21 protein-coding genes and 1 pseudogene are annotated in these 26,408 nt (G+C 52.5%); 15 read left to right on the top strand and 7 right to left on the bottom strand.

The annotated features are described in order from the left end of the window. The first annotated feature begins 213 nt into the window (after positions 1-213). The 4 genes from rpmE to HV350_RS23600 all read left to right on the top strand — a co-directional run bounded on the left by rpmE (position 214) and on the right by HV350_RS23600 (position 2,958). Positions 214-426, top strand: coding sequence for a 50S ribosomal protein L31 (gene rpmE, locus HV350_RS23615; protein WP_008787040.1), 213 nt, complete (start codon positions 214-216; stop codon positions 424-426). 27 nt (positions 427-453) lie between these two features. Continuing rightward, positions 454-753 carry a hypothetical protein gene (locus HV350_RS23610; RefSeq protein ID WP_181629423.1) on the top strand — a complete coding sequence of 100 codons (300 nt, stop codon included), beginning with the start codon at positions 454-456 and terminating at the stop codon, positions 751-753. Between the two features lie 12 nt (positions 754-765). Then, positions 766-1,446 (top strand): oligogalacturonate-specific porin KdgM family protein, encoded by a 681-nt coding sequence (locus tag HV350_RS23605; protein ID WP_115191123.1) that lies wholly within the window; start codon positions 766-768, stop codon positions 1,444-1,446. Positions 1,447-1,533: 87 nt separating this feature from the next. Next, positions 1,534-2,958: a glycoside-pentoside-hexuronide (GPH):cation symporter gene (locus tag HV350_RS23600; RefSeq protein ID WP_181629421.1), complete on the top strand. Its 1,425-nt coding sequence runs from the start codon at positions 1,534-1,536 to the stop codon at positions 2,956-2,958. A gap of 53 nt (positions 2,959-3,011) precedes the next feature. Here HV350_RS23600 and metJ read toward each other — a convergent pair whose 3' ends face one another. Then, on the bottom strand, positions 3,012-3,329 hold the full coding sequence (gene metJ / locus HV350_RS23595) for a met regulon transcriptional regulator MetJ (protein ID WP_003825168.1): 318 nt from the start codon (positions 3,327-3,329) through the stop codon (positions 3,012-3,014). 265 nt (positions 3,330-3,594) lie between these two features. Here metJ and metB point away from each other — a divergent pair, with 265 nt between their 5' ends. Next, positions 3,595-4,755, top strand: a complete 1,161-nt coding sequence (metB, locus tag HV350_RS23590; protein WP_016155267.1) for a cystathionine gamma-synthase — start codon at positions 3,595-3,597, stop codon at positions 4,753-4,755. A gap of 2 nt (positions 4,756-4,757) precedes the next feature. Beyond that, positions 4,758-7,190, top strand: a complete 2,433-nt coding sequence (metL, locus tag HV350_RS23585; RefSeq protein ID WP_016157920.1) for a bifunctional aspartate kinase/homoserine dehydrogenase II — start codon at positions 4,758-4,760, stop codon at positions 7,188-7,190. On the opposite strand, the gene HV350_RS23580 is transcribed toward metL, so the two are convergent. Beyond that, on the bottom strand, positions 7,165-8,340 hold the full coding sequence (locus HV350_RS23580) for a cytoplasmic protein (RefSeq protein ID WP_181629420.1): 1,176 nt from the start codon (positions 8,338-8,340) through the stop codon (positions 7,165-7,167). The genes metL and HV350_RS23580 overlap by 26 nt on opposite strands. Before the next feature lie 133 nt (positions 8,341-8,473). On the opposite strand from HV350_RS23580, the gene HV350_RS23575 reads away from it, so the two are divergent. The 4 genes and pseudogenes from HV350_RS23575 (at position 8,474) to katG (ending at position 13,862) form a co-directional block, all read left to right on the top strand. Continuing rightward, positions 8,474-10,030 carry a bifunctional UDP-sugar hydrolase/5'-nucleotidase gene (locus HV350_RS23575; protein ID WP_181629418.1) on the top strand — a complete coding sequence of 519 codons (1,557 nt, stop codon included), beginning with the start codon at positions 8,474-8,476 and terminating at the stop codon, positions 10,028-10,030. Positions 10,031-10,126: 96 nt separating this feature from the next. Beyond that, a pseudogene (locus HV350_RS23570) lies at positions 10,127-10,468 on the top strand (LysR family transcriptional regulator); the annotation flags it as partial. 157 nt (positions 10,469-10,625) lie between these two features. Beyond that, positions 10,626-11,513: a methylenetetrahydrofolate reductase gene (gene metF / locus HV350_RS23565; RefSeq protein WP_016155273.1), complete on the top strand. Its 888-nt coding sequence runs from the start codon at positions 10,626-10,628 to the stop codon at positions 11,511-11,513. Between the two features lie 168 nt (positions 11,514-11,681). Next, positions 11,682-13,862, top strand: coding sequence for a catalase/peroxidase HPI (katG, locus tag HV350_RS23560; protein WP_016155274.1), 2,181 nt, complete (start codon positions 11,682-11,684; stop codon positions 13,860-13,862). Between the two features lie 85 nt (positions 13,863-13,947). Here katG and HV350_RS23555 read toward each other — a convergent pair whose 3' ends face one another. Genes HV350_RS23555 through ptsP form a run of 3 tightly spaced genes read right to left on the bottom strand, consistent with a single transcriptional unit; the run spans position 13,948 to position 18,243 of the window. Continuing rightward, on the bottom strand, positions 13,948-15,051 hold the full coding sequence (locus tag HV350_RS23555; RefSeq protein WP_181629417.1) for a glycerol dehydrogenase: 1,104 nt from the start codon (positions 15,049-15,051) through the stop codon (positions 13,948-13,950). A gap of 12 nt (positions 15,052-15,063) precedes the next feature. Next, on the bottom strand, positions 15,064-15,726 hold the full coding sequence (fsa, locus tag HV350_RS23550) for a fructose-6-phosphate aldolase (RefSeq protein ID WP_181629415.1): 663 nt from the start codon (positions 15,724-15,726) through the stop codon (positions 15,064-15,066). A 15-nt stretch (positions 15,727-15,741) separates the two neighbouring features. Continuing rightward, positions 15,742-18,243, bottom strand: a complete 2,502-nt coding sequence (ptsP, locus tag HV350_RS23545) for a phosphoenolpyruvate--protein phosphotransferase (RefSeq protein WP_181630686.1) — start codon at positions 18,241-18,243, stop codon at positions 15,742-15,744. 307 nt (positions 18,244-18,550) lie between these two features. On the opposite strand from ptsP, the gene HV350_RS23540 reads away from it, so the two are divergent. From HV350_RS23540 to HV350_RS23520, 5 genes are all read left to right on the top strand, one after another. Continuing rightward, entirely contained in the window at positions 18,551-19,630 is a 1,080-nt protein-coding gene (locus HV350_RS23540; RefSeq protein ID WP_003825153.1) for a PTS fructose transporter subunit EIIC, read from the top strand. Between the two features lie 14 nt (positions 19,631-19,644). Beyond that, on the top strand, positions 19,645-19,965 hold the full coding sequence (locus HV350_RS23535; protein WP_016155279.1) for a PTS fructose-like transporter subunit IIB: 321 nt from the start codon (positions 19,645-19,647) through the stop codon (positions 19,963-19,965). 101 nt (positions 19,966-20,066) lie between these two features. Beyond that, on the top strand, positions 20,067-22,364 hold the full coding sequence (locus tag HV350_RS23530; RefSeq protein WP_181629414.1) for a formate C-acetyltransferase: 2,298 nt from the start codon (positions 20,067-20,069) through the stop codon (positions 22,362-22,364). Beyond that, positions 22,330-23,208: a [formate-C-acetyltransferase]-activating enzyme gene (locus tag HV350_RS23525; protein WP_046276410.1), complete on the top strand. Its 879-nt coding sequence runs from the start codon at positions 22,330-22,332 to the stop codon at positions 23,206-23,208. The genes HV350_RS23530 and HV350_RS23525 overlap by 35 nt, the downstream gene beginning before the upstream one ends. 1 nt (position 23,209) lies before the next feature. Continuing rightward, a complete protein-coding gene (locus tag HV350_RS23520) occupies positions 23,210-23,566 on the top strand; it encodes a PTS fructose-like transporter subunit IIB (RefSeq protein WP_016155282.1) in 357 nt (118 codons plus the stop codon). Here the strand turns inward: HV350_RS23520 and HV350_RS23515 are convergent. After that, positions 23,553-24,413, bottom strand: coding sequence for an AraC family transcriptional regulator (locus HV350_RS23515; protein WP_049040573.1), 861 nt, complete (start codon positions 24,411-24,413; stop codon positions 23,553-23,555). The genes HV350_RS23520 and HV350_RS23515 overlap by 14 nt on opposite strands. Before the next feature lie 86 nt (positions 24,414-24,499). Further along, positions 24,500-26,233, bottom strand: a complete 1,734-nt coding sequence (locus tag HV350_RS23510; RefSeq protein WP_047497602.1) for a phosphoethanolamine transferase CptA — start codon at positions 26,231-26,233, stop codon at positions 24,500-24,502. Positions 26,234-26,408: the final 175 nt, after the last annotated feature.

The raw sequence follows: 26,408 nt of genomic DNA, 5'->3' as shown, positions 1-26,408 counted from the left end.
GTGAAGGGTAGAATGCGGATCAGTTTGCATGAGCAGGTTAATTTCTGTATGATTCGCCGCCTTTGATGCAAATTGATTGCGTCAAACAATGACCATTACCCGAGAGTTTCAGGCTGTTGATGCAGCGTGAAAGGTGACGGGGAATAATTAACATCGCGTGGTGTCTGGCGTTAGGGCTGGAAGAGCGACGCGGCCTTAAACCGAGGTTTTCCCATGAAAAAAGATATTCACCCGAAATACGAAGAAATTACTGCAAACTGCTCTTGCGGTAACGTCATGAAAATCCGCTCTACCGTCGGTCACGATCTGAACCTGGACGTGTGCGGTCAGTGCCACCCGTTCTATACTGGCAAGCAGCGTGATGTTGCTACCGGTGGCCGTGTTGATCGCTTCAACAAGCGTTTCAGCATCCCAGGCAGCAAGTAAGTTTCAGCTGTCAGAAAAAAGCGCCTTATGGCGCTTTTTTTGTATCTGCGCCTGCAGACTGAAATTCGTATTGATGTATTGAATGATGTCTTTTATTTAATAAATAAAACAGCGTTTTTATTTTTACGACAAAATGTTTCAACTGGTGATCTGCATCGTTTTTATCTTCTTGTTTTTGCCACTTATGCCAATCTTTGGCAAAATACCAAAGGTTTCTTCCTTCTTTCTAAAATACACTTTCGTGGAAATATAAAATTATTCTTATTCCTTCATCGTTTCTTCATTTATGGACGGAGCGAGATGGGCAATTTCCTAGATTTAGTGTGAAGAGGGATGGTCATGAAATTTAAATCCGCGTTATTACTGATTTCATTATTCTCTGCGGCCGCGCAAGCGGGTTATGTTGATTATCGACATGAATATTATGATGATGGTCGTAATTACGACCGTGTTTATATGTCGCATCGTTTTGCTACTGGTTTTGGTGTCGCAGTCGAGGCCATTTCACGTTCCGAAAATACGCAATCTAATGATGCGTGGAATAATATGGAAAGTAATGGCAACGAGTATACGGCAAGCTACCAGTTCACCTGGAAGGACCTTATCTGGCAGCCGGGTATTGCGATCGAAACGGGCGATAACATCGCGATTTATAAGCCTTATATTCGTGTGCAGTATAACATCAATGACCATTGGTGGACCGCGTTCCGCTATCGTCAGGAGTACATGCGCAGAAACACTGACGGCAAGGATGATCGCATGGTCTATCGTCCGGAAGCATGGCTCGGTTACAACATCAATGACTGGATGTTTGAGCTGAACGGTATTTATAAAATTGCCGATAGCGAAGATTTATATAACAACCGAAAAGACGATTACGAATATAACTTCCGTGTGGCGTATAAAATAGGCTCATGGGTTCCATTTGTTGAGGTAGGTAACGTTTCCTCGGGGTATAACACCACAACCACAGACGATCGTCAGACCCGCTATCGCGTTGGTCTCGGTTATAACTTCTGACCGTTAATACACTTCGTATCGATTTATTACGCTGAGCATCGGTATACGCATAGTTTGCGTGAATAATGTGTCTAAGGAGTTAACATCATGTCTAATGATGGAACAATGATCGGAAGCAGTCAAAATATTGCCGTCAGGCCTTTCGGATTAAGAGATAAATTCGGTTATTTATGTGGTGACCTCGGAACCTGTTTTATTCTTGGACTGGTAAATAGTTTTTTAATGATTTATTACACCAACGTACTCGGTATTTCCGGTGTTATTGTTGGTTCACTCTATTTTGTGACCAAACTCTTTGATGCGTTTGTCGACGTTGGCGTAGGGCGCTTATGTGATACCTCTAAACTGACGGTTCATGGACGATTTAACCCCTGGGTGCGCCGCATGAAGTACCCGTTTTGCATCATTGCGGTCGTTCTGTTCCTGCCGTTTGTGCATGATTTTTCTTATACGGCGAAAATTATCTACATCTGCTGTTCCTATTTTATTTACGGTTCGCTGTTATCGACAGTGAGTATTCCGTATGGCGCCATGTCTGCGGCGATTAGCTCGAATCCGGAAGATCGCGTATCGCTGTCAACCTGGCGCAGCGTTGGGTCCGCCATCGGTGGCGGGACAACCGGCTTTTTTATTCCGATCCTGATGTACACCACTCTGGTGGACGGAAGCCAGGTGATCTCTGGGCAGCATTTCTTCTGGATTGCCATTGGTTGTTCTGTGCTGGGGTTTATCTTTTTAACGTTGACCTGTCAGTTAACGACGGAACGCGTGCGGGTGGAAAGAAAAGAGAGCATGCCGGTTTCTGTGCTGCTGAAGGGGTTGATACGCAATAAAGCGCTGATTGTTTTAGTGGTTGTGGATCTGCTGATTGTGATTAATCAGGGGTTGTCTGGTACCAACATGACTTACCTGTTTAATGACTATTTCCATAACAAAGAGGCCATGTCCGTTGCATTGCTCTTCACCTTTGGCTCTCTGGTTTTGCTGGCACCCTCAGCATCCTGGCTCACGAAGCGTTTTGGTAAGAAAGAAGCCAGCGTAGGCGCGCTGCTCTTTGCGGTAGCCATGTATGTGATTATGTACTTCACCCACATTACCGACGCGAAGGTTTATTTGGTTTTCCTGTTCCTGGCGACGCTGGGAGCCGGGTTATTCAACCTGATGATTTGGGCGTTTATGACCGATGTGTGTGATTATCACCAGTATGTCACTGGCGATCGTGAGGATGGGACCGTTTATGGCGTGAACTTCTTCGCCCGCAAGGTTGGCCAGGCGTGCGCTGGGGCTATTGGCGGCTTTATGCTGGCCATCATTGGTTATCAATCTTCGTCAACGGGTGGCGCTGTGCAAACCAGCATTGTGCAGGAAAACATCTATACGATGGCAAATCTGTTACCGGCTTTATGCCTGTTCTTGGCAGCGGTCATTCTGATTTATTTCTATCCATTGAACCGTAAAGAGACGCTCAAAATGGAAGAAACATTGAATAAGCTTAATGGTATCAGTAAGTAACGTAGTGAGAAGCGGCGGGAGTAATCCCGCCTTTTCTCATCTGTCTTGAAAAATCAGTATTCCCACGTTTCCGGGTTGATACCCAGTTCACGCATGATTACCTTTGCTTCTTCCGGGATTTCATCGCTGCGCTCTTTACGCAGGTCGTCATCGTTGGGTAATGGTTGCCCGGTAAAAGCATGCAGAAACGCTTCACACAGCAGTTCGCTGTTGGTGGCGTGACGCAGGTTGTTAACCTGACGACGCGTGCGTTCATCGGTAAGGATTTTTAACACCTTCAGAGGAATGGAAACCGTAATTTTTTTGACTTGCTCACTCTTCTTACCGTGCTCAGCGTATGGGCTGATATATTCGCCGCTCCATTCAGCCATGAGATACCTAATCCTCTTTGTCATTAATATTGAGGCCAGAACCTGAGCCCGGACCATAATTGCGCGTAGTTTATCGTAGTGGCGTGGCCCTGACACGAAGTAAGCCGACGCAGATGTACGCTAATGCATATAATTTTAACGGCTATTTCCGGTTTGCTCAATCTATACGCAAAGAAGTTTAGATGTCCAGATGTATTGACGGCTATCGTAACTATGATTACTCTGGTGTCTGACTTTTCACCGACTCAGCCAGGATCTCCTCAATATGACGCGTAAACAGGCCACCATCGCAGTGCGTAGCGGGTTAAATGACGACGAACAGTACGGTTGCGTTGTCCCGCCGATCCACCTCTCCAGCACCTATAACTTTACCGGTTTTAATGAGCCTCGCGCCCATGACTATTCGCGCCGCGGTAACCCAACGCGTGATGTCGTTCAGCGTGCGCTGGCGGAACTGGAAGGTGGGGCGGGGGCTGTACTGACCAATACCGGCATGTCGGCGATTCATCTGGTGACCACGGTATTCCTCAAGCCTGGCGATCTGCTGGTCGCACCACACGACTGCTACGGCGGGAGCTATCGTCTGTTTGACAGCCTGGCAAAGCGTGGCTGTTATCGCGTACTGTTTGTCGATCAAGGAGATGAGCAGGCGTTGCAGGCGGCACTGGCGGAAAAACCGAAGCTGGTGCTGGTAGAAAGCCCAAGCAACCCGCTGTTGCGCGTGGTGGATATCGCGAAAATCTGCCAGCTGGCGCGCGAGGCTGGTGCGGTCAGCGTGGTGGACAACACTTTTTTAAGCCCGGCACTGCAAAATCCACTGGCATTAGGCGCCGATCTGGTGTTGCATTCATGCACGAAATATTTAAACGGTCACTCCGACGTAGTGGCTGGTGTGGTGATAGCAAAAGATCCGGAAATGGTCACTGAACTGGCATGGTGGGCGAATAATATTGGTGTGACCGGCGGCGCGTTTGATAGTTATCTGCTGTTGCGCGGCCTGCGTACTCTGTCACCTCGTATGGAGGTGGCGCAACGTAATGCTCAGGCGATTGTGGATTATCTGCAAACTCAGCCGCTGGTGAAAAAATTGTATCACCCGTCATTGCCGGATAATCAGGGCCATGAGATTGCCGCGCGTCAGCAAAAAGGGTTTGGCGCGATGTTGAGTTTTGAGCTGGATGGCGATGAGCAAACGCTGCGTCGCTTCCTCGGCGGGTTGTCATTGTTTACGCTGGCGGAATCGTTAGGGGGCGTTGAAAGTCTGATCTCCCATGCCGCAACCATGACACACGCGGGAATGGCGCCAGAAGCGCGTGCTGCTGCCGGAATTTCGGAAACGCTGTTGCGTATCTCCACCGGTATTGAAGATGGCGAAGATTTAATTGCCGACCTGGAAAATGGCTTCCGGGCTGCAAACAAGGGGTAAACATGAGTGTGATTGCGCAGGCAGGGACGAAGGGTCGTCAACTGCACAAATTTGGTGGTAGTAGTCTGGCTGATGTGAAATGTTATCTGCGTGTCGCAGGCATTATGGCGGAGTACTCGCAGCCTGATGACATGATGGTTGTTTCAGCCGCAGGCAGTACCACTAACCAGTTGATTAGCTGGCTAAAATTAAGCCAGACCGATCGTCTGTCTGCGCATCAGGTTCAACAGGCGTTACGTCGCTATCAGAGTGAGCTTATCAGCGGTTTGTTACCTCCTGAGGTGGCGGATGGGCTGATCGGCGCGTTTATTCACGATCTGGAGCGTCTGGCCGGGTTACTCGACAGCGGCGTGAATGATGCCGTCTATGCTGAAGTCGTCGGGCATGGCGAGGTGTGGTCGGCGCGTTTGATGTCTGCCGTCCTTAACCAACAGGGGCTGGAGTCAGCCTGGCTGGATGCGCGCGATTTTTTACGTGCCGAGCGCGGCGCTCAGCCGCAGGTGGATGAAGGTCTTTCTTACCCATTGCTGCAACAACTGCTGGCGCAGCATCCGGGCAAACGCCTGGTCGTTACCGGTTTCATTAGCCGCAGCAACGCCGGTGAGACGGTACTGCTGGGGCGTAACGGCTCCGACTACTCGGCGACGCAGGTTGGCGCGTTGGCGGGGGTTTCCCGCGTAACCATCTGGAGCGATGTGGCCGGGGTTTACAGCGCGGATCCGCGTAAAGTAAAAGATGCCTGTCTGCTGCCGCTGCTGCGTCTGGATGAAGCCAGCGAGCTGGCGCGTCTGGCGGCTCCGGTTCTTCATGCCCGCACCCTCCAGCCGGTTTCCGGCAGCGATATCGATCTCCAGTTGCGTTGTAGCTATACGCCGGAGCAGGGATCGACGCGTATTGAACGCGTGCTGGCTTCCGGTACCGGGGCACGTATTGTGACCAGCCATGACGACGTTTGCCTGATTGAGTTTCAGGTTCCCACTGGCCAGGACTTTAAACTGGCCTATAAAGAGATTGATCAGATTTTAAAACGCACCCAGGTGCGTCCGCTGGCAGTGGGTGTGCATCCTGACCGCCAGTTGCTGCAATTTTGCTATACCTCCGAAGTCGCTGATGGCGCACTGAAAATTCTGGATGAAGCTGGCCTGCCGGGCGAACTGCGTCTGCGCCAGGGGCTGGCGCTGGTGGCGATGGTTGGGGCGGGCGTCACCCGTAACCCGCTGCACTGCCATCGCTTTTGGCAACAGCTGAAAGGTCAGCCGGTCGAATTCACCTGGCAGTCGGAAGAGGGCATTAGCCTGGTCGCCGTCTTGCGTACCGGGCCAACGGAGAGCCTGATTCAGGGTCTGCACCAGTCAATCTTCCGCGCGGAAAAACGCATTGGTCTGGTGCTGTTCGGCAAAGGCAACATTGGGTCGCGCTGGCTGGAGCTGTTTGCCCGCGAGCAGAGCACGCTCTCGGCGCGTACCGGATTAGAGTTCGTGCTGGCAGGAGTGGTTGATAGTCGCCGTAGTCTGCTGAATTACGAAGGGCTGGATGCCAGCCGCGCGTTGGCCTTCTTCGATGACGAGGCGCTAGAACAGGATGAAGAGTCATTGTTCCTGTGGATGCGCGCCCACCCGTATGATGATTTAGTGGTGCTGGACGTCACTGCCAGCGAGCAGTTGGCGGAGCAGTATCTGGATTTCGCCAGTCATGGCTTCCACGTTATCAGCGCCAACAAGCTGGCGGGGGCGAGCAGCAGTAATAATTACCGCCAGATTCATGACGCCTTTGAAAAAACCGGTCGCCACTGGCTGTATAACGCCACCGTCGGCGCAGGTTTGCCGATCAACCATACCGTGCGCGATCTGATTGATAGCGGAGATACTATTCTGTCGATCAGCGGGATCTTCTCCGGCACGTTGTCGTGGTTGTTCCTGCAATTTGATGGCACGGTCCCGTTCACCGATCTGGTGGATCAGGCGTGGCAGCAGGGTCTGACTGAACCTGATCCGCGCGTGGATCTTTCCGGCAAAGATGTGATGCGCAAGCTGGTGATTCTGGCGCGTGAAGCGGGTTACGACATCGAACCGGACCAGGTGCGCGTAGAGTCGCTGGTGCCTGCGCACTGTGAAGCAGGTTCTATTGACCATTTCTTTGAAAATGGCGATGAGCTGAACGAGCAGATGGTGCAACGCCTGGAAGCGGCACGTGAAATGGGACTGGTGCTACGCTATGTGGCGCGTTTTGACGCTAACGGTAAGGCACGCGTTGGCGTTGAAGCGGTACGCCCTGAGCACCCGCTGGCGGCACTACTGCCGTGCGATAACGTCTTCGCCATTGAAAGCCGTTGGTATCGTGATAACCCGCTGGTCATTCGCGGACCGGGGGCGGGCCGCGATGTGACCGCCGGGGCGATTCAGTCAGACATCAACCGTTTGGCGCAACTGCTGTAGTTTTTGTTGCCGGATAACATGTGTAAACATCGCCCTCAATGAGGGCGTTGTATTTATCTGCCAGCGATCTTATCGCCTGAAACACCGAATGGGCAGAGTAACGGGTACTTTGCTCAAATTCCGTCTGTTGCCGCAACCAGGCGAGAAAACGATGGCTTGCCGCCAGGGTTATTGACGCGCTTTCTTCAACCCGCCCCTGCGTTAACAAACACACCATTTTACGCATATCGCCTCGTTGCCAGATTTGCCACTGATTTCGCCACCATCCCTGATACGTTTTACCCAGCAATTGCCAGGGCAGCGTGCGCTTATCGCTATTCATTTCTTCATCAATAAACCACAGCGAGGCGCGATGATGGCGAAACTGTTCCGCCCATGCGGTTATCGCTGCGCCGCGCAGGAAGCATTCGTGGGCAATAATATGGGTTTTTACCTCTGGCCACAGATGGCTCAGCAGGCGGAAATGCCCATGGGCAGTAATGACCGGGCGTAAAATCGCGCCGCTGGCGTTCCGTTTGAGTATGGCGCTGCCGTACTGGATTTCATCAAACTGGCTGCGGCGTAAAAACTGGGTTTCCCGCTGACTCACTCGCTCAATGATATCGTCGTGAATGACTGTTGGCTCAGCACTGCCACGCCAGCGGTAAAGCAATGATATGCCGGCAGTGTGCGGCGTGAAGTTGCTGGAAATATGCAGAACATTGCCGCGAATAGCGTCAAAAGAGAGTAATACATAGAGTTGCTGGCCTGCACTAACGCCCTGAAAAGGGATGAGCAAGGGAATCGTCGCTATTTGTTCTGGCAAAACGATGCTGGTGGGAGGCGCCTGCTTTGGTGTCCACACTTTTTTGCAGTTTCGGCACTGGACGCGCTGGCTGCCCTGGGGATTATGCCCATAGCGGATGATTTCTCGTTGGTAGCAACATGGGCAAAACTGACCACGATTAGCGGCAAAATCCGCTAAATATGCCGACAACCAGCAACGGAACTGTTCCTCATCAAACAGCGGTGGAAGGCTGCCGCATGCCCGACAATGCAGTGCGGCATAACCCAGCCGATATTCTGGCCAGCTGTAATCAGCTGAACTCGCCAGCCCCAGATTTTTGCAGCCAAAGGATTTGCAGCAATTGATAGTGAACAGTGACGTCATCCTGTTACCAACGATTTTTAATGGTCGTTGATTTTGGCCTGCAACTATCACCGATGGATGTGAGTTTTCTCACATAAAAAAACCTTTCAGAACGTAACGTAGCGAATCTTTATATGACTGAAAGGGATTGGTTATGAAGCTAAAAATGCTTGCTGTCGGTGTTCTGGTATCTTTACCGCTCTGGGCGAGTGCCAAAGATGTCACGATTATTTATACCAACGATCTCCATGCCCATGTCGAACCTTATAAAGTGCCATGGATTGCCAATGGCACACGAGATATTGGCGGTTGGGCCAATATCTCGGCGATGGTGAAGCAGGAGAAAGCGAAAAATAGCGCCACCTGGTTTTTGGATGCTGGCGACTATTTCACCGGGCCATATATCAGCAGCCTGACCAAGGGGAAGGCGATTATCGATATCATGAACACCATGAATTTTGACGCTGTCACCATGGGTAATCATGAATTCGATCACGGTTGGGACAATACGCTGCTGCAGCTGAGCCAGGCAAAGTTTCCGATCGTGCAGGGCAACATCTTTTACCAAAACAGCAGCAAAATGTTCTGGGATAAGCCTTACACCATTATTGAAAAAGATGGCGTAAAGATAGGCGTGATTGGCCTGCACGGCGTGTTTGCTTTTGATGATACGGTTTCCGCTGCGACACGTGTCGGGATCGAGGCGCGGGATGAAGTGAAGTGGTTGCAACGCTATATCGATGAGCTGAAAGGCAAAGTCGATCTCACCGTGGCGCTGATCCATGAAGGCACGCCAGCGCGTCAGTCCAGTCTGGGGGGCACCGATGTACGCCGTGCGCTGGATAAAGACATCCAGACCGCAGGCCAGGTGCAGGGGTTGGACATCCTGATCACCGGTCATGCGCATGTGGGCACGCCGGAGCCGATTAAAGTAGGTAACACCCTGATTCTGTCTACCGACAGCGGCGGCATTGATGTGGGTAAACTGGTGCTGGATTACCAGCAAAAACCGCATCAATTTACCGTGAAGAACTTCGAGCTGAAAACCATTTTTGCTGATGAGTGGCAGCCAGACCCGCAGACGAAACAGGTCATTGATGGCTGGAATAAAAAGCTCGATAAAGTGGTGCAGCAGACGGTTGCCAACGCGCCGGTTGAGCTGACGCGTGCTTACGGTGAATCTTCTTCGCTGGGAAATCTGGCGGCAGATGCGTTGCTGGTTGCGGCGGGTAAAGATACCCAGTTAGCGCTCACTAACTCGGGCGGCATCCGGAATGAAATCCCTGCTGGAGTCATCACCATGGGCGCAGTCATTAGCACCTTCCCGTTCCCGAATGAGCTGGCAACCATGGATCTCACCGGGAAGCAGTTACGTAGCCTGATGGAGCACGGCGCGGGTTTAAGCAACGGTGTATTGCAGGTGTCCAAAGGACTGGAGATGAAGTATGACAGCAGTAAACCGGTTGATCTGCGGGTTAGCGTATTGACGTTAAACGGCAAACCCATTGAGGATGCCACGGTTTATCACATTGCCACCAATAGCTTCCTGGCTGACGGCGGTGATGGTTTCACGACATTTACTGAAGGTAAAGCGCGTAACACATCCGGCGGTTACTATGTCTCTAATGCGGTCGTGGATTATTTCAAAGCGGGAAATACGCTGACGGATGAACAACTCAAAGGCATGCGTGTGGAAGATGTGAAACCGTAGTGAGGTCAGGCCAGCAGATATTCCGCTGGCCTTTGTTTTAACCTCTGTGGGAGGCAAACACCTCTTTTGCAGCGAACAGGCCGTTTAGTGCTGCCGTTAACGTCGCTGAACCACCGACCGCTGTTCTGGTTCAAACGTGAACGTAACCCTGCTTTTTTTGATTACACTCGACACATTTTTCGTCGTGCCGGTTACTCTCCTGCCCTTATTGAGGAGCCGATGGAACATGACGTGTTGCTGGCACGGATCGCGCAGGGTGACGGTCTGAGCCTGGTTCCGGCCTCCTTTTCCGCTATCCAGCGTCAGGGCGTGATCTTCCTTCCGCTTACTGATACAGAATTGCGGCTTAGCATGGGGTTAGCGACGTTGCCTGAGAACGTAACAAAAGTAGAGTGGCTACAGACGGTCGTGACGCAATCCCTCACCATTTCAAGCTGATGTGAATTTTTTTCACGTTGGCTGAGTATTCCTCACCTTTAACGATGATTTTTGTGTTGACGCCAGCATGCTTTTCCGTCATTTTTACATCTAGACGTCTAAACGTATAGCAGTTCACAACACAACATATAACGACAAAAGATTGATGAGGTAAGGTATGAGCTTTTTTCACGCCAACCAGCGGGAAGCCCTGAATCAGAGCCTGGCAGAAGTGCAGGGTCAGATTAACGTTTCGTTTGAGTTTTTCCCGCCGCGCACCAGTGAAATGGAGCAAACCCTGTGGAACTCCATCGATCGCCTGAGCAGCCTGAAGCCGAAGTTTGTTTCAGTTACTTACGGTGCAAACTCTGGTGAGCGCGACCGTACGCACAGCATTATTAAAGGCATTAAGGATCGCACAGGTCTTGAAGCGGTCCCGCACCTGACATGCATTGATGCGACCCGTGATGAGCTGCGTACCATTGCTCAGGACTACTGGCATAACGGTATTCGTCATATTGTTGCCCTGCGCGGTGATCTGCCGCCGGGAAGCGGTAAACCGGATATGTATGCTTCCGACCTGGTGACTCTGCTGAAAGACGTTGCAGACTTCGATATCTCCGTTGCGGCTTACCCGGAAGTGCACCCGGAAGCGAAAAGCGCTCAGGCCGATTTGCTGAACCTGAAGCGTAAGGTTGATGCCGGTGCAAACCGCGCGATCACCCAGTTTTTCTTCGATGTAGAAAGCTATCTGCGCTTTCGCGATCGCTGTGTGTCTGCGGGAATCGATGTGGAAATTATTCCGGGCATCCTGCCGGTATCTAACTTTAAGCAGGCGAAAAAATTTGCTGACATGACCAACGTCCGCATTCCTGCGTGGATGTCGACCATGTTTGATGGTCTTGATGATGACGCGGAAACCCGCAAGCTGGTGGGCGCAAATATCGCCATGGATATGGTGAAAATTCTCAGTCGCGAAGGGGTGAAGGATTTTCACTTCTATACCCTCAACCGTGCCGAGATGAGCTACGCTATTTGTCACACACTGGGTGTAAGACCTAACTAAACAGATGCCCCAGCCCTCTACGGAGGGCTTTTTGTTGATCATTTTGATCTACATCTCTGTAACTTAAAATATAAAAGGAATTAGCTATCGAATCTGTGGGTTATTTCGACTATATCTTATCTCTGGTGGTGTATATCGTAGTCAGAACACTGTAAAGGGAGCATATAGATGAGCATGTCCGACGATAGCCAAAACGCATCAACTGCCGGTAAGTGTCCTTTTCATCAAGGCGGTCACGATCAGAGCGCGGGAGCAGGAACGAATAACCGCGACTGGTGGCCAAATCAACTCCGCGTTGATCTTTTAAACCAACATTCCAACCGTTCGAACCCGCTGGGTGAGGACTTCGACTACCGCAAAGAGTTTAGTAAACTCGACTATTCTGCCCTGAAAGGGGATCTCAGAGCCCTTCTGTCCGAATCTCAACCGTGGTGGCCCGCTGACTGGGGAACCTATGCCGGATTGTTTATCCGCATGGCATGGCACGGCGCGGGAACCTATCGCTCTATCGATGGACGCGGTGGAGCGGGTCGCGGACAGCAGCGTTTTGCACCACTGAACTCCTGGCCGGACAACGTCAGCCTTGATAAAGCACGTCGTCTGCTGTGGCCAATCAAGCAGAAATATGGTCAGAAAATTTCCTGGGCCGACCTGTTTATCCTCGCGGGTAACGTGGCGCTGGAAAACTCAGGTTTCCGTACCTTTGGCTTTGGTGCCGGTCGTGAAGATGTCTGGGAACCGGATCTCGACGTAAACTGGGGTGATGAAAAAGCCTGGCTGACTCACCGTCACCCGGAAGAGCTGGCAAAAGCGCCGCTGGGCGCCACCGAAATGGGCCTTATTTATGTGAACCCGGAAGGGCCGGACCATAGCGGCGAACCGCTTTCTGCGGCAGCGGCTATTCGCGCGACCTTCGGTAACATGGGGATGAACGACGAAGAAACCGTGGCGCTAATTGGCGGCGGTCATACGTTGGGCAAAACCCACGGCGCAGCAGCGGCATCGCACGTTGGCGCCGATCCAGAATCCGCACCGATTGAAGCGCAGGGCCTGGGTTGGGCCAGCAGCTACGGTAGTGGCGCGGGCGCGGATGCAATTACTTCTGGTCTGGAAGTGGTGTGGACGCAGACGCCTACTCAATGGAGCAACTATTTCTTCGAGAACCTGTTCAAATATGAGTGGGTGCAGACTCGCAGTCCGGCAGGCGCGATTCAGTTTGAAGCGGTTGACGCGCCAGAAATTATTCCCGATCCGTTTGATCCGTCGAAAAAACGCAAGCCGACGATGCTGGTTACCGACCTGACGCTGCGTTTCGATCCTGAGTTCGAAAAGATCTCTCGCCGTTTCCTGAACGATCCGCAAGCGTTCAACGAAGCGTTTGCCCGTGCGTGGTTTAAACTGACGCACCGCGATATGGGGCCAAAATCGCGTTACATTGGCCCGGAAGTGCCAAAAGAAGATCTGATCTGGCAAGACCCGCTGCCGCATGCGTTCTTCAACCCAAGCGAAGAAGATATCCTGAAGCTGAAGGCGACCATCGCTGCTTCCGGACTGTCCGTGGGCGAACTGGTATCGGTAGCGTGGGCTTCGGCATCGACTTTCCGTGGCGGGGATAAACGTGGCGGCGCTAACGGTGCGCGTCTGGCGCTGGACCCACAACGCGGCTGGGATGTGAATGCCACTGCGGCACGCGTTCTGCCTGTGCTGGAAGGTATTTATAAGTCTGCCCATACTGCCTCGTTGGCCGATATTATCGTGCTGGCCGGTGTTGTCGGTATCGAGCAGGCGGCTAGCGCTGCGGGTGTCAGCATCAAGGTACCTTTTGCGCCGGGTCGTGTGGATGCGCGTCAGGATCAAACGGATATTGAGATGTTTGAACTGCTTGAGCCGATTGCCGATGGTTTCCGTAACTACCGCGCTCGTCCTGACGTGTCGACCACCGAGTCGCTGCTGATCGACAAAGCGCAGCAGTTGACGCTAACCGCACCGGAAATGACCGTGCTGGTGGGCGGTATGCGCGTACTGGGCACCAACTTTGATGGTAGCCAGCACGGCGTCTTTACCGATCGCCCTGGCGTACTCAGCACTGACTTCTTCGTCAATCTGCTGGATATGCGTCATGAGTGGAAGGCGGTTGATGAGTCACAAGAGCTGTTTGAAGGTCGTGACCGTTCGAGCGGCGAAGTAAAATACACCGCAACTCGCGCCGATCTGGTGTTTGGTTCTAACTCTGTACTACGCGCAGTGGCTGAAGTTTATGCCTGCAGCGATGCTCACGAGAAGTTCGTGAGAGATTTCGTTGCCGCATGGGTGAAAGTGATGAACCTGGATCGTTTCGATCTGCTGTAACAGACCATGCCGGATGTCGCTTGCGCGGGTCCGGCATAGTATGAACAAAAAAATCCCCGCAATTGCGGGGATTTTTATTGGTCGGTTATTCCCACTCTTGCAGGTAACGTTGACCGTACTGGTCAGCCACCAGCAGGGCGGCATACACCTGGTCCGGCGTTGCGCCGCCAGGCATGTTGTGGATGGTTTCGCCTTCGGCACAGGCAGCTTCAGCCACAATGCGCATTTTCGCCGGAATATCCTGTTTGATGTCCAGTTGCGCCAGGGTAATCGGCAGGCCAACGGAATGACACAGCGCGGCAACAGTTTCAATTTCATCGATCGGCGCGTTTTCCAGTACCAGTTGCGTCAGCGTGCCGAAAGCCACTTTCTCGCCGTGGTAATAGTGATGCGCATCCGGGATTGCCGTCAGGCCGTTATGGATGGCGTGCGCCGCTGCCAGACCGCCGCTTTCAAAACCGACGCCGCTCAGATAGGTGTTGGCTTCAATAACGCGCTCCAGCGCAGGCGTTACCACGTGCTGCTCGGCAGCCAGCATAGCTTTTTCACCTTCTTCTATCAGCGTATTAAAGCACAGCTCAGCCAGCGCCAGCGCCGCCTGAGTGCACTGACCGCCCGCCATGGTGGTTGCGCCGCTGCGTGAACAGGCGCGCGCTTCGAACCAGGTCGCCAACGCATCGCCGATGCCCGCGGCTAACAGACGCGCCGGTGCGCCCGCGACAATTTTGGTATCAACAATGACCCTGTCCGGGTTATTGGGCAGCAGCAAATAGCGATCGAATTCACCGGCATCGGTGTAAATAACGGACAGCGCGCTGCACGGTGCATCGGTAGAGGCGATGGTTGGCGCAATGGCGACAGGCACGCCCATAAAGTGCGCCAGCGCTTTGGCGGTATCCAGCGTTTTACCGCCGCCAATACCAAGTACTGCGCCACATTGCGCTTTTTCTGCCACGCCGCGCAGACGGTCGATTTCGTTTTGTGAACACTCGCCGCCAAACGGTGCAATCTCCAGCGGCAGTCCGGCATCCTGGAAGCTTTTTTCCAGTGCGCCCTGGGCAAAGCCTAAGACAAACTTGTCCCCAACGACCAGCCAGCGCTCTGCCAGTGGTTTGAGGTAGTTGCCAAGACGGGTAATAACATCGGCACCCTGGATGTACTTACCAGGTGATTGAATAATGCGATCCATACTTTATTTCCCTCACAGGTTGATGTGACCAAATGTATTGTTCCAGTCATGTTCAAACTTCTCTATTGCTGACTCTACCGCAGGGGTATTGAGCATTTGTTGCGCTACGTCTAATGGCAGGGTGATTGCTTCGCATCCTGCCAGTAAGCAATCCAGCGCCTGACGAGGGGTTTTAAAGCTGGCTGCCAGTACCATGCTGTTTGGCGCATGCAGTTCCAGTAACGTTTGCAGTTCTTGTACCGTGCGAATTCCGTCGCCGCCCTGCGCGTCAATACGGTTAACGTAAGGCGCGATATATTTCGCTCCCGCCAGCGCTGCCAGTAATCCCTGAGAGGCACTGTACACGGCGGTTCCCAGCGTGGTGATGCCCTCTTTTTTCAGCATCTTGATCGCGGCCAGACCTTCGGATGTCACCGGGATTTTTACCACCAGACCGGGGACCGCGTTGTTCAGGCGTTTGGCTTCCTCCACCATGCCTTGTGCGTCGCGGCTCATGGTTTGGGCAAACAGAATGCCTTCTTCGCCAATGGCGTTTTGCAGGCGCGGCAGCACATCCCAGATGGATTCTTTGTTTGCTGCCACAATGCTTGGGTTGGTGGTGACACCCGCGATAGGGAAGATGCGTGCCAGACGTTCGACTTCCGCGACGTTGGCGGTATCAAGGTAAAGTTCCATACAAAAACACCCTCTTTAAAGTTCAAGTTCATGTTGCAGCAGGCTGGCGATAGCGTCGGCAGAGGCGGCGTTAACCAGCGCGTTACGGAATTCTTCATGCATAATGCGTCGTGCCAGACGCGAGAAAATACGCATATGCTGGTCGCCAGCGGCGTGTTTGTTGAGCGTCAGCATAATAATGAATTGCGCATCATCATCACCCCAACGTACCGGCGCTTGCAGGCGCGCTACGCTGATAGTGGACTGCTCAATATGTTCTGATTTGCTGTGCGGAATGGCGAAGCTAAAACCTAATCCGGTAGAGAAGACCGCTTCGCGCGCCCACAGATCGGCTTCCAGTTTACGCGGATAGCGGCAACGACCTGCCAGCAGGAGGTTGTCGGTCATCCCTTTGATGACCTCCTCTTTACTACGCCAGTCGCTATCCAGCGTGATGCACTCGGCGGTAACCAGAGGGGTATCCTGTTGGGTCATGCGGAACTGGGCCAGCAGATGTTCGACCTCCAGCGACGTTCGACACGCCATTGCTTGATTCAGCAACTGACGGCAGGCGCGGCTGTCAAGTTGCGCCATCCGCGCTTTGGCGGCGGGAATGGAGGGAGCGCTCATGCTGATCTCGTCCAGACCCAGTCCCACAAGCAGCGGTAGTACTGAACCTTTAGCGCCAAGTTCGCCGCACAGGCCAATCCATTTCCCCTGACGATGTACCGCCTGTACGGCGTAATCCAGTGCGCGCAAGAAGGCTGGATTCAGGCTGTTGTAATGGCGGGTAACTTTGGCGTTGTCGCGGTCGACCGCCAGCAGGTATTGCGTCAGGTCATTACTGCCAATACTAAAGAAATCAATTTCTTCGCAGCATTGATCGATGATGAACATCACCGACGGAACCTCCAGCATGATACCGAGCGGGATCTTCTCATCAAACGGGATGTGTTCAGTACGCAGTTGCTGTTTAGCTTCGGCCAGCTTCTCTTTGACCCACAGGATCTCTTCCATAGAGGAGATCATTGGGATCATGATTTTCAGGCTACCGTGCGCTGATGCGCGCAGGATCGATCGCAGTTGTGTGGTAAACAAAGCGGCGTATTCTTCATAGATACGCACCGCGCGATAACCGAGGAACGGGTTGGCTTCGGCAGGAATATTCAGGTAATCAACGGGTTTATCACCGCCGATATCCATGGTGCGCACAATGATGCTGCGTCCCTGTGCGGGCTCCAGCGCCTGGCAGAAAATGTTGTATAGCTCGTTCTCATCCGGGGCGCAGGTACGGTCCATATACAGCATTTCCGTGCGGAACAGGCCAACCGCTTCCGCACCGTTGCCAAAGGCTGCTTGCGCTTCCACGGAATGGGCGATGTTGGCGGCGACTTCCATGCGGATGCCATCACCCGTGCGCGCCTCCTGGGTCAGCCAGATACGTTGTTGTTCTCGAATGGCATCCTGGATACGGGCTTCCTGCTGGTAGTAACGTACGACGGATTCATCAGGGGCAACAATGACCGCTCCTGCGTTACCATCGATATAAACCGTTTGCTGCAGCCATGGCATCAAGGATTCAATATCCACGCCAACCAGCGTAGGAATGTTGAATGACCGGGCGAGAATCACCGTGTGTGAAGTGGTACCGCCGCTTTTTAACAGCAAGCCTTTCAGCAATGTTTTGTCCAGTTCGAGGAACTGGCTCGGTGTGAGCTCGTCCGCCATACAGACCGTAGGCTGGGTTAGTTTTCCCGGCGCAGGGAAACGCTGCTCTCCATAAATTTGCTGCAGAAGCTGGAAGCAGACATCGCGCACATCCAGCGCACGTTCCTGTAAATAACTGCTGCTGGAGCGGGCGAATTCATCACAAAAATGTCCGGCACTTTCGACAATCGCCTGGGCGCAGCTTAACCCGCGAGATACTCCAGCGAGCAGGTGCTGACGCAGTGAGAGGTCGCTTGCCAGCGAGCGGTGTGCTTCCAGAATCGCACTGGTTGCGCCGTCGCTGTCGAGTAACCGAAACGCAATATTCTTCATCAGCAGCGTTAAGCCGTTATCCAGTGCCGCCTGCTCGGTTTCAATATCTTTAGCGGATGGAAGATTGTTAAGGGCGTTGAGATCCAGCGAAGAGAGCAGACTCAGAACGCCTCCCGCACTGCCGCTGCAGACGGTGCGAGCGCGAAAAAACTGTGGGTTTAGATTGGTGAGGGATGCAGGAAGTGGCTCCAGCTCGTTGCTTTTGGCTTCCGCTAGCGGTGCATCGCAGTGTGGAAATTCATTACGTAACCATTGGGTTAAATGCTGGTGGGCTGCCTGTTCATCAGCACCGGAAATCAGCAACTGGCAGCTATCACCTGCCAGAGTATCGGTGCCAATCAGCGCCAATGCGCTCTTGGCGTTACCCCTACGTTCGGTACGCAGGTTGTGCCACTCAATGTGCGAAGTAAAGGTGTTGCACTGCGTTTCTATGTGACTTGCCGGGCGCGCATGTACGCCATTGGGCAGCTCACAGGTAAATTCCACAATCAGGGCCATAGCCTCATCTCCCATAACGATTTCTCGCTACAGGATAAAAGGGCAACGCCTGAGCCTGCCATCTGACAAATCTGCCAAAAACTGGATAAATGTAATGTAACCATCAAAGTGAGATATCCCTCACAAGTCAGCATGTCCTCTATAAATTCCGAGAAACTACAAGTTATGAGGCGGATCGCATTTTTGCGCTGACATTACAAAAGTCCAGCAAATGGCCTTTTTATCCACTGTTTGCGCCGCATCGGATTGCCTATTGTTTTCCGCAACAAGTTTATGGATATGGGCTTTAGCAGCCTGGGAGCGACTTATGAAAGAGTTGGTACAAATCCTGAAAAATACCCGTCAGCATCTGATGACGGGTGTTTCGCATATGATCCCCTTCGTAGTCGCGGGTGGAATTTTGCTGGCGGTCTCCGTCATGTTGTATGGCAAGGGCGCGGTACCGGATGCGGCGACCGATCCTAATCTCAAGAAACTGTTTGATATTGGCGTCGCAGGGCTGACGTTGATGGTGCCATTCCTTGCCGCTTACATTGGTTATTCCATTGCTGAACGTTCTGCTCTCGCCCCTTGTGCGATTGGCGCATGGGTGGGAAACAGCTTCGGCGCAGGTTTTTTCGGCGCGCTAATTGCCGGGATTATTGGCGGTATCGTCGTCCATTATCTGAAGAAGATCCCCGTACATAAGGTGTTGCGATCGGTAATGCCTATCTTCGTTATTCCTATTGTCGGCACCTTTATCACCGCAGGCATCATGATGTGGGGCTTGGGAGAACCCGTTGGCGCGTTAACCACTAGCCTGACCGAGTGGCTGCAGGGTATGCAGCAGGGCAGCATCGTGCTGCTGGCGGTAATTATGGGACTGATGTTGGCCTTCGATATGGGTGGGCCGATTAACAAAGTTGCCTACGCCTTCATGCTGATTTGCGTGGCGCAGGGTGTTTATACCGTGGTGGCAATCGCCGCGGTAGGGATCTGCGTGCCGCCGCTGGGCTTAGGTTTGGCGACGCTGATTGGTCGTAAGAATTTCTCTTCTGAAGAACGTGAAGCCGGTAAAGCCGCGCTGGTGATGGGCTGCGTTGGCGTAACGGAAGGCGCAATTCCTTTTGCTGCCGCCGATCCGCTGCGCGTTATCCCATCCATTATGGTGGGTTCCGCCTGCGGCACGGTAACCGCCGCGCTGTTTGGTGCGCAGTGTTATGCCGGCTGGGGCGGGCTGATTGTTCTGCCGGTCGTGGAAGGAAAATTGGGTTATATCGCGGCGGTTGCTGTGGGGGCTGTAGTGACCGCAGTGTGCGTTAACGTACTGAAAAGTCTGGCGCGGAAAAAAGTGTCTCAGGTCGACCAGAAAGAAGACGACCTGGATTTAGATTTTGAAATGAATTAAGTGAGGAATGAGTCATGACCAAGATTATCGCAGTAACTGCATGTCCTTCTGGCGTTGCCCACACCTATATGGCCGCCGAAGCGCTGGAAAGCGCCGCTAAAGCCAAGGGGTGGGAAGTAAAGGTTGAGACTCAGGGGTCGATCGGTCTGGAAAACGAACTGACCGCGGCGGATGTGGCAGAAGCCGACATGGTGATTCTGACCAAAGACATTGGTATTAAGTTTGAAGAGCGTTTTGCGGGCAAAACTATCGTTCGTGTCAACATCAGCGATGCAGTGAAACGTGCCGACGCCATCATGAACAAGATTGGCGCACACCTTGCGCAAACCGCATAACGGTTTGTTTGCCGGAGGGGGGGCGACTTATCCGGCCTACTGATACGTAGGCCAGATAAGCACAGCGCCATCTGGCATCAGTTTTTCTACAGGAGTTCCTCATGACTAACCGTATCCAACGTTTAAAAAACGCTCTGTTTCAGAATAACCGCGAAATTTCGCTTGAGCGTGCGCTGCTATATACCGCCAGCCACCAGCAGACGGAGGGAGAGCCGGTTATTCTGCGGCGGGCGAAAGCCACCGCATATATTCTTGAGCACGTTGAAATATCGATTCGTGATGAGGAACTGATAGCCGGGAACCGCACCGTTAAACCGCGGGCGGGCATAATGTCACCGGAAATGGATCCTTACTGGCTGCTCAACGAGCTGGAGCAGTTTCCAACCCGTCCGCAGGACCGTTTTGACATCAGCGAAGAGGATAAACATCTCTATCGCGATGTGCTGTATCCGTACTGGGAAAAGCGGTCGATGAAAGATTTCATCAACGGTCAGATGACCGATGAGGTAAAAGCCGCTGTCCGTACGCAGATTTTTAGCGTTAACCAGACGGATAAAGGTCAGGGGCATATCATTATTGATTATCCACGCCTGTTGAATCTCGGGCTTGGCGAACTGGTAGCGCAGATGCGGGCGCATTGTCTGCAGCAGCCGGATAACCACTTTTATCAGGCTGCGCTGCTGCTGCTTGAGGCTTCGCAAAGCCACATTCTGCGTTACGCCCTGCTGGCGGAACAAATGGCGGAAAACTGCCCGGATGCTCAGCGACGTCAGGAATTGCTGACGATTGCGGAAAACTCCCGCCATAACGCCCAGCATAAGCCGCAAACCTTCTGGCAAGCATGTCAGCTATTCTGGTACATGAACATTATTTTGCAATATGAGTCCAACGCCAGTTCGCTCTCACTCGGACGCTTCGACCAGTATATGCTGCCGTTTTATCAAACCTCGCTGACGCAGGGGGAAGATCCTGCATTCTTAAAAGAAATCCTCGAATCGCTATGGGTGAAATGCAATGACATTGTACTGCTGCGATCCACCAGCAGCGCGCGCTATTTCGCTGGCTTCCCAACGGGTTACACCGCACTGCTTGGGGGATTAACGGAGAATGGTCGTAGTGCGGTAAACGTACTGTCGTTTCTCTGCCTTGATGCTTATCAGAGCGTACAACTGCCGCAACCAAATCTCGGTGTGCGCACGAACGCGTTGATCGATACGCCGTTCCTGATGAAAACGGCACAGACCATTCGCCTCGGGACCGGCATCCCGCAAATCTTTAATGATGAAGTGGTGGTGCCCGCATTTCTTAACCGTGGCGTCTCGCTGGAAGATGCGCGAGATTACGCGGTAGTCGGCTGTGTCGAGCTGTCTATTCCTGGCAGAACATACGGTTTGCACGACATCGCCATGTTTAATCTGCTGAAAGTAATGGAAATCTGCCTGCATGAGAACGAAGGCAATCGCGCGCTGACGTACGAAGACCTGTTGAAGCATATTCGCGCCAAAATCAGCCACTACATTACGTTGATGGTCGAAGGCAGTAATATCTGCGATATCGGTCATCGCGACTGGGCGCCGGTGCCGCTGCTCTCCTCGTTTATTAGCGATTGTCTGGATAAAGGGTGTGATATTACCGACGGCGGCGCGCGTTATAACTTCTCCGGCGTACAGGGAATCGGCATTGCGAACCTGAGCGATTCGCTGCATGCGCTCAATGGACTGGTATTTGAACAACAGCGCTTAACTTTTGACGAACTTTTGTCGGTGCTAAAAGACAACTTTGCTACCCCGGAAGGCGAGAAAATTCGCGCCAGGCTGATTAACCGCTTCGAAAAATACGGCAACGATATTGATGATGTAGATAACATCAGCGCCGAACTGCTGCGTCATTACTGCAAAGATGTAGAGAAATACCAGAATCCACGCGGCGGGCAATTTACACCGGGTTCATATACTGTCTCTGCGCACGTGCCGCTGGGTTCGGTCGTCGGAGCGACACCAGATGGTCGCTTCGCCGGGGAACAGTTGGCGGACGGAGGGCTGTCGCCGATGCTGGGGCAGGATATGCAAGGGCCGACGGCGGTATTGAAATCGGTCAGCAAGCTGGATAACACATTGCTTTCCAATGGGACTTTGCTGAACGTGAAGTTTACGCCAGCCACACTGGAAGGTGAGGCTGGTTTACGCAAGCTGGCGGATTTTCTGCGGGCATTTACCCAGCTCAAGCTCCAGCACATCCAGTTTAATGTGGTGAATGCCGACACATTGCGAGAAGCGCAGCTGCGCCCACAAGATTTCGCCGGGCTGGTGGTGCGCGTGGCGGGTTACAGCGCCTTCTTTGTCGAGCTGTCGAAGGAGATCCAGGATGACATCATTCGCCGCACCGCGCATCAGCTGTGAGGTTATTGACCCACGTGGCGAGGACGTCGCGCGTATATTCAATATTCAGCGTTACTCACTGAATGATGGACAGGGTATTCGTACGGTAGTCTTTTTTAAAGGTTGTCCGCATACCTGCCCGTGGTGCGCCAACCCTGAATCTCTCTCCCCACGTATTGAAACAGTACGGCGGGAGAGTAAATGCCTGCACTGTACACCCTGTCTACGTGATGCTGATGAGTGTCCCTCCGGTGCGTTTGAACGTATAGGTCGTGATATCTCGCTGGACGAGCTGGAACGTGAAGTGATGAAAGATGATATTTTCTTTCGCACCTCTGGCGGGGGGGTGACGCTTTCCGGTGGTGAAGTGCTGATGCAAGCGCCCTTTGCCGTACGATTCCTGCAACGTCTCCGGCGCTGGGATGTTCGCTGTGCGATTGAAACGGCTGGCGATGCGCCAGCCAGTCGTTTGTTATCGCTGGCAAGAGAGTGCGATGAGGTGCTGTTTGACCTCAAAATTATGGATGTCCATTTGGCGCGTGAGACCATTAATATGAACCTGCCGCGCGTGCTGGCGAATTTACGACTAATGGTCGCTGAAGGGGTCAATGTCATTCCTCGCCTGCCGCTGATTCCGGGCTTTACGATGAATGTAGAGAACACGCAGCAGGCGTTGACGCTGTTGTCATCATTGGGCATAAAGCAGGTACACCTGCTACCGTTTCATCAATATGGCGAACCGAAATACAACCTGCTCGGATTACCCTGGTCGATGAAAGAAGTGCCCGTCCCGTCGGCGCAAGAGATAGGTTTTATACGTAAGATGGCAGAATGCGCCGGATTTCAGGTAACAGTAGGAGGATAGTATGGCCATCGCACCTGTACGATATCTGGTTGCTGTCACCGCGTGCGTAAGCGGCGTTGCCCATACTTATATGGCTGCTGAACGGCTGGAGAAACTCTGCCAGCAGGAGAAATGGAGCATCAAGATTGAAACTCAGGGCGCGTTGGGTACCGAAAATCGCCTGACGGAAGAAGATATTAACCGCGCTGATGCGGTGTTGCTCATTACCGATATTGAACTGGCAGGAGCAGAGCGATTTACGCAGAGCCGATACGTCCAGTCGGGCATTAGCGCATTTCTGCGTGAGCCGCAGCGGGTGATGAGCGCTGTGCGAAAGCTGCTTTCTGCACCACAGCACACACATCTTACTTTGGATTAGCTTTTATCTCCGTCAGCTGGCTGTGGTATTGCCGACGATATTCTGACGGCGAACGTTCGGTATTTTTGCGAAACAGGCGGCAGAAATAGTTGCTGTCAACAAACCCACAGGTGTGCGCCACTTCTTTGATCTTCAGCTCATAACCCTTCAGCAGCGTTTTCGCGTGTTCCAGTCGCGTGTGATTCAGGTATTCGTTAAACCCGATAGCGCCCGTTTTTTGAAACAGGTGGGAGAGGTAATTGGGTGAGATGTAAAACGCCTGCGCGACGGATTCCCGGGTGAGCGGCGAAGCGTAGCGTTCATCAATATAGTCGCGAATGGCTTCGAAAAGCGCCTGACTGCGTGATGCGGTCTGGATCTGGCTGCCCAGCAGATCGCGGCAGTGGCTCAGTAAGCTCGCAACGATTAGCCTGGCGGTTTGTTGCTCCTGCGGTTGCATCTGCATTTCATTGAGCGTTTGCAGCAGGAAAGAGCCAATTCGTGGCCCACGCCGCGCGACGTGCTGGCGGGTAAGATTTTGATATTGCTTGCCGTCCCACTGGACGATGCTGAAACCAAGTTGCTGTTTGCCGAACAGAATGCTGAGCGTGGTGACCGGTGTGAGCCACTGCGGAAAGTTCCAGCCGCCAGCCGGAACGAATAGCACATCGCAAGGCAGTAACGTCGCGGATGCGCCAGCAACTCCGTTATCGGTGAACTCACCTTCCAGCACAATTTCCAGCCGGGGAAAATCGACCTGATACGCCAGCTCCGGCGTTGAACTACTGCTGCTGGCAAAATAAACCTGTCGCAGCGGCGTGGGGCCGTTAATCAGGCGGGAGAGAAGATGGCTGACGTCGTGATACATGTTAATCCCTTGCAGGCAGCAGACAGGGGAAACAGTAACCGCCATCATAAAAAAAGGCCACTCTTTAAGAGTGGCCGATACGAGTATTACTGATTACCGATTTGATCGCCGTACGGCAGGCTATCGTAATCAATCAGGGCATTCTTTTTGTACGGATTGCCAATCCAGCGGGTCGTCTCTTTGAACTGCGGGCTGGTAATGGATCGGGTCGGATCGAAACCGTCGTAGGTGAATCCCGCTAAATCAGACCAGGTGTGGATAAGCTCTGAGCTGCTGTATTTACGATTCACATCCTGTGAGAAGTCACGCGGGTGTGCAGCCTGCCATTTTTCAGAGGTCCACAGCAGGAACGGTACCGTATACATATGGCGCGTCGGGTTGTCTTCATTACGACCCTGCGTTTTATGCGGTGGCGTATCGTATACCTCCTCCCCGTGATCGGAGAAGTAGAGCAGGAAGCCGTTCGGATCGGTCGCTTTATAGTCTTTGATCAGACTGGCAATGATATGGTCATTGTAGACATTCGCGCTGTCGTAATCGTTGTATGCTTCCAGCTCATCATCATCCAGGCCGGGGGGAACATGGTCGACATTGTTATCGAATTTACCCTGACCATCCGGATAGCGGAATTTGTACTTAATATGCGTACCCAGCAGGTGCACGATGATGAACTTTTTCGGTGCCGGGTCGGCCAGTACTTCTTTAAATGGCGCCAGCACATTGCTGTCATATTCGCGCGCACTTTGCGTACGCTGCTGATTCATATAGAACTGCTTATCCGTCTGCTTAGAGAACACGGTCAGCATGGTGTTGCGAGCCGTCATCGTCTGCTGATTGGTGATCCAGAAGGTTTTATAACCTGCCTGTTTCATCATATTCATCAGAGACGGTTGAGTCAGGTACAGGTCCGGATTCTTCTCATTGGCGAAGGTCAGCGCCTGTTGCAGGATTTCAATGGTGTACGGACGTGAGGTCACGACATTATTGAATACGGTGAAGTTAGGATCGGATTTATGCAATGCATCCAGTTCTGGCGTCGTTTCGCGCGGGTAACCATACAGGCTCATGCGACCACGCTGCGTTGACTCGCCAATGACCAGCACCAGCGTACGTGGGGCATCGCCGGAGTTATCTTTGAAGTTAGCCAGCGGCGGCAGGGCATTGTTCTCATTCAGCAGGCTATTGAGTGAGGTCAACTGCTGACGGTACTGATAATACCCGGAGATGAATTGCCACGGTGCGGCGGGCTCCATACGTGAGGCGAGACCATTTACCGTTTTTTCAAACGGCTTGTGTTTGATGAAAGTGTTAACGGCTATCGGATGCAGAATCAAACCGTATAACAACGCAAACGACACCAGATAGCGCCAGGGCGATGGAATATGAACAGGGCGCAGACGCGTCCACAGCAGAATAGCGATAGCCGTATAGGCCAGGGCGATAAGAACAATTTTTAGGCTGAAATACTGGCTGAGATATTCGCTGGCTTCGTTCGCATTGGTTTCAAACATCACATACAGAACGCTTTGCGAGAACTCTTGTCCGTAGATGACGTAATAGCTCAGAGCAGCCAGCGAGGCCGCCCATAGCACCATGCCAATGACGGCAGCAATAATACGGATACGGTTTGGAAATAAAAATACCGGGATCAACCACAGCGAACTGAATAGCAAGGAGTCGCGTAATCCATTAGTTCCGCTATATCCGGTTAAACAAATAACGACCTGGAGTAAAGTGGAAAAAAACCAAAAATAGAGGAGCGCCCAACCCAGGGCTTTCCAGCTAAATTTAGGTTTAGACTGGAGTTGTAAGGATTGCATAATGTGAGCCTGTCTTTAATCGTAGCGCCAAGAGTAGCGACTTAATATTAAGAGGAACTTAAGCATCACGATCTTAGGATCGTGTTTTGCTGTTGATATATTCACAATGTGAATATATTCAGGCGGGAATATATTGAAAAAGAAGCGGTTATGACAGCAGTTTTTGTTGTCGCCT

It is taken from the genome of Citrobacter sp. RHBSTW-01013 (genome assembly GCF_013781985.1).
Lineage (GTDB): Bacteria > Pseudomonadota > Gammaproteobacteria > Enterobacterales > Enterobacteriaceae > Citrobacter > Citrobacter braakii.
Note: the sequence above shows the minus strand (reverse complement) of the source record. Positions and strands in the feature narration are given on the sequence as shown.

What these genes read in the sequence shown, in the direction of transcription:
- rpmE (WP_008787040.1), top strand. Translation starts at nt 214, where the DNA reads ATGAAAAAAGATATTCACCCGAAATACGAAGAAATTACTGCAAACTGC.
- HV350_RS23610 (WP_181629423.1), top strand. Translation starts at nt 454, where the DNA reads ATGGCGCTTTTTTTGTATCTGCGCCTGCAGACTGAAATTCGTATTGAT.
- HV350_RS23605 (WP_115191123.1), top strand. Translation starts at nt 766, where the DNA reads ATGAAATTTAAATCCGCGTTATTACTGATTTCATTATTCTCTGCGGCC.
- HV350_RS23600 (WP_181629421.1), top strand. Translation starts at nt 1,534, where the DNA reads ATGTCTAATGATGGAACAATGATCGGAAGCAGTCAAAATATTGCCGTC.
- metJ (WP_003825168.1), bottom strand. Translation starts at nt 3,329, where the DNA reads ATGGCTGAATGGAGCGGCGAATATATCAGCCCATACGCTGAGCACGGT.
- metB (WP_016155267.1), top strand. Translation starts at nt 3,595, where the DNA reads ATGACGCGTAAACAGGCCACCATCGCAGTGCGTAGCGGGTTAAATGAC.
- metL (WP_016157920.1), top strand. Translation starts at nt 4,758, where the DNA reads ATGAGTGTGATTGCGCAGGCAGGGACGAAGGGTCGTCAACTGCACAAA.
- HV350_RS23580 (WP_181629420.1), bottom strand. Translation starts at nt 8,340, where the DNA reads ATGACGTCACTGTTCACTATCAATTGCTGCAAATCCTTTGGCTGCAAA.
- HV350_RS23575 (WP_181629418.1), top strand. Translation starts at nt 8,474, where the DNA reads ATGAAGCTAAAAATGCTTGCTGTCGGTGTTCTGGTATCTTTACCGCTC.
- metF (WP_016155273.1), top strand. Translation starts at nt 10,626, where the DNA reads ATGAGCTTTTTTCACGCCAACCAGCGGGAAGCCCTGAATCAGAGCCTG.
- katG (WP_016155274.1), top strand. Translation starts at nt 11,682, where the DNA reads ATGAGCATGTCCGACGATAGCCAAAACGCATCAACTGCCGGTAAGTGT.
- HV350_RS23555 (WP_181629417.1), bottom strand. Translation starts at nt 15,051, where the DNA reads ATGGATCGCATTATTCAATCACCTGGTAAGTACATCCAGGGTGCCGAT.
- fsa (WP_181629415.1), bottom strand. Translation starts at nt 15,726, where the DNA reads ATGGAACTTTACCTTGATACCGCCAACGTCGCGGAAGTCGAACGTCTG.
- ptsP (WP_181630686.1), bottom strand. Translation starts at nt 18,243, where the DNA reads ATGGCCCTGATTGTGGAATTTACCTGTGAGCTGCCCAATGGCGTACAT.
- HV350_RS23540 (WP_003825153.1), top strand. Translation starts at nt 18,551, where the DNA reads ATGAAAGAGTTGGTACAAATCCTGAAAAATACCCGTCAGCATCTGATG.
- HV350_RS23535 (WP_016155279.1), top strand. Translation starts at nt 19,645, where the DNA reads ATGACCAAGATTATCGCAGTAACTGCATGTCCTTCTGGCGTTGCCCAC.
- HV350_RS23530 (WP_181629414.1), top strand. Translation starts at nt 20,067, where the DNA reads ATGACTAACCGTATCCAACGTTTAAAAAACGCTCTGTTTCAGAATAAC.
- HV350_RS23525 (WP_046276410.1), top strand. Translation starts at nt 22,330, where the DNA reads ATGACATCATTCGCCGCACCGCGCATCAGCTGTGAGGTTATTGACCCA.
- HV350_RS23520 (WP_016155282.1), top strand. Translation starts at nt 23,210, where the DNA reads ATGGCCATCGCACCTGTACGATATCTGGTTGCTGTCACCGCGTGCGTA.
- HV350_RS23515 (WP_049040573.1), bottom strand. Translation starts at nt 24,413, where the DNA reads ATGTATCACGACGTCAGCCATCTTCTCTCCCGCCTGATTAACGGCCCC.
- HV350_RS23510 (WP_047497602.1), bottom strand. Translation starts at nt 26,233, where the DNA reads ATGCAATCCTTACAACTCCAGTCTAAACCTAAATTTAGCTGGAAAGCC.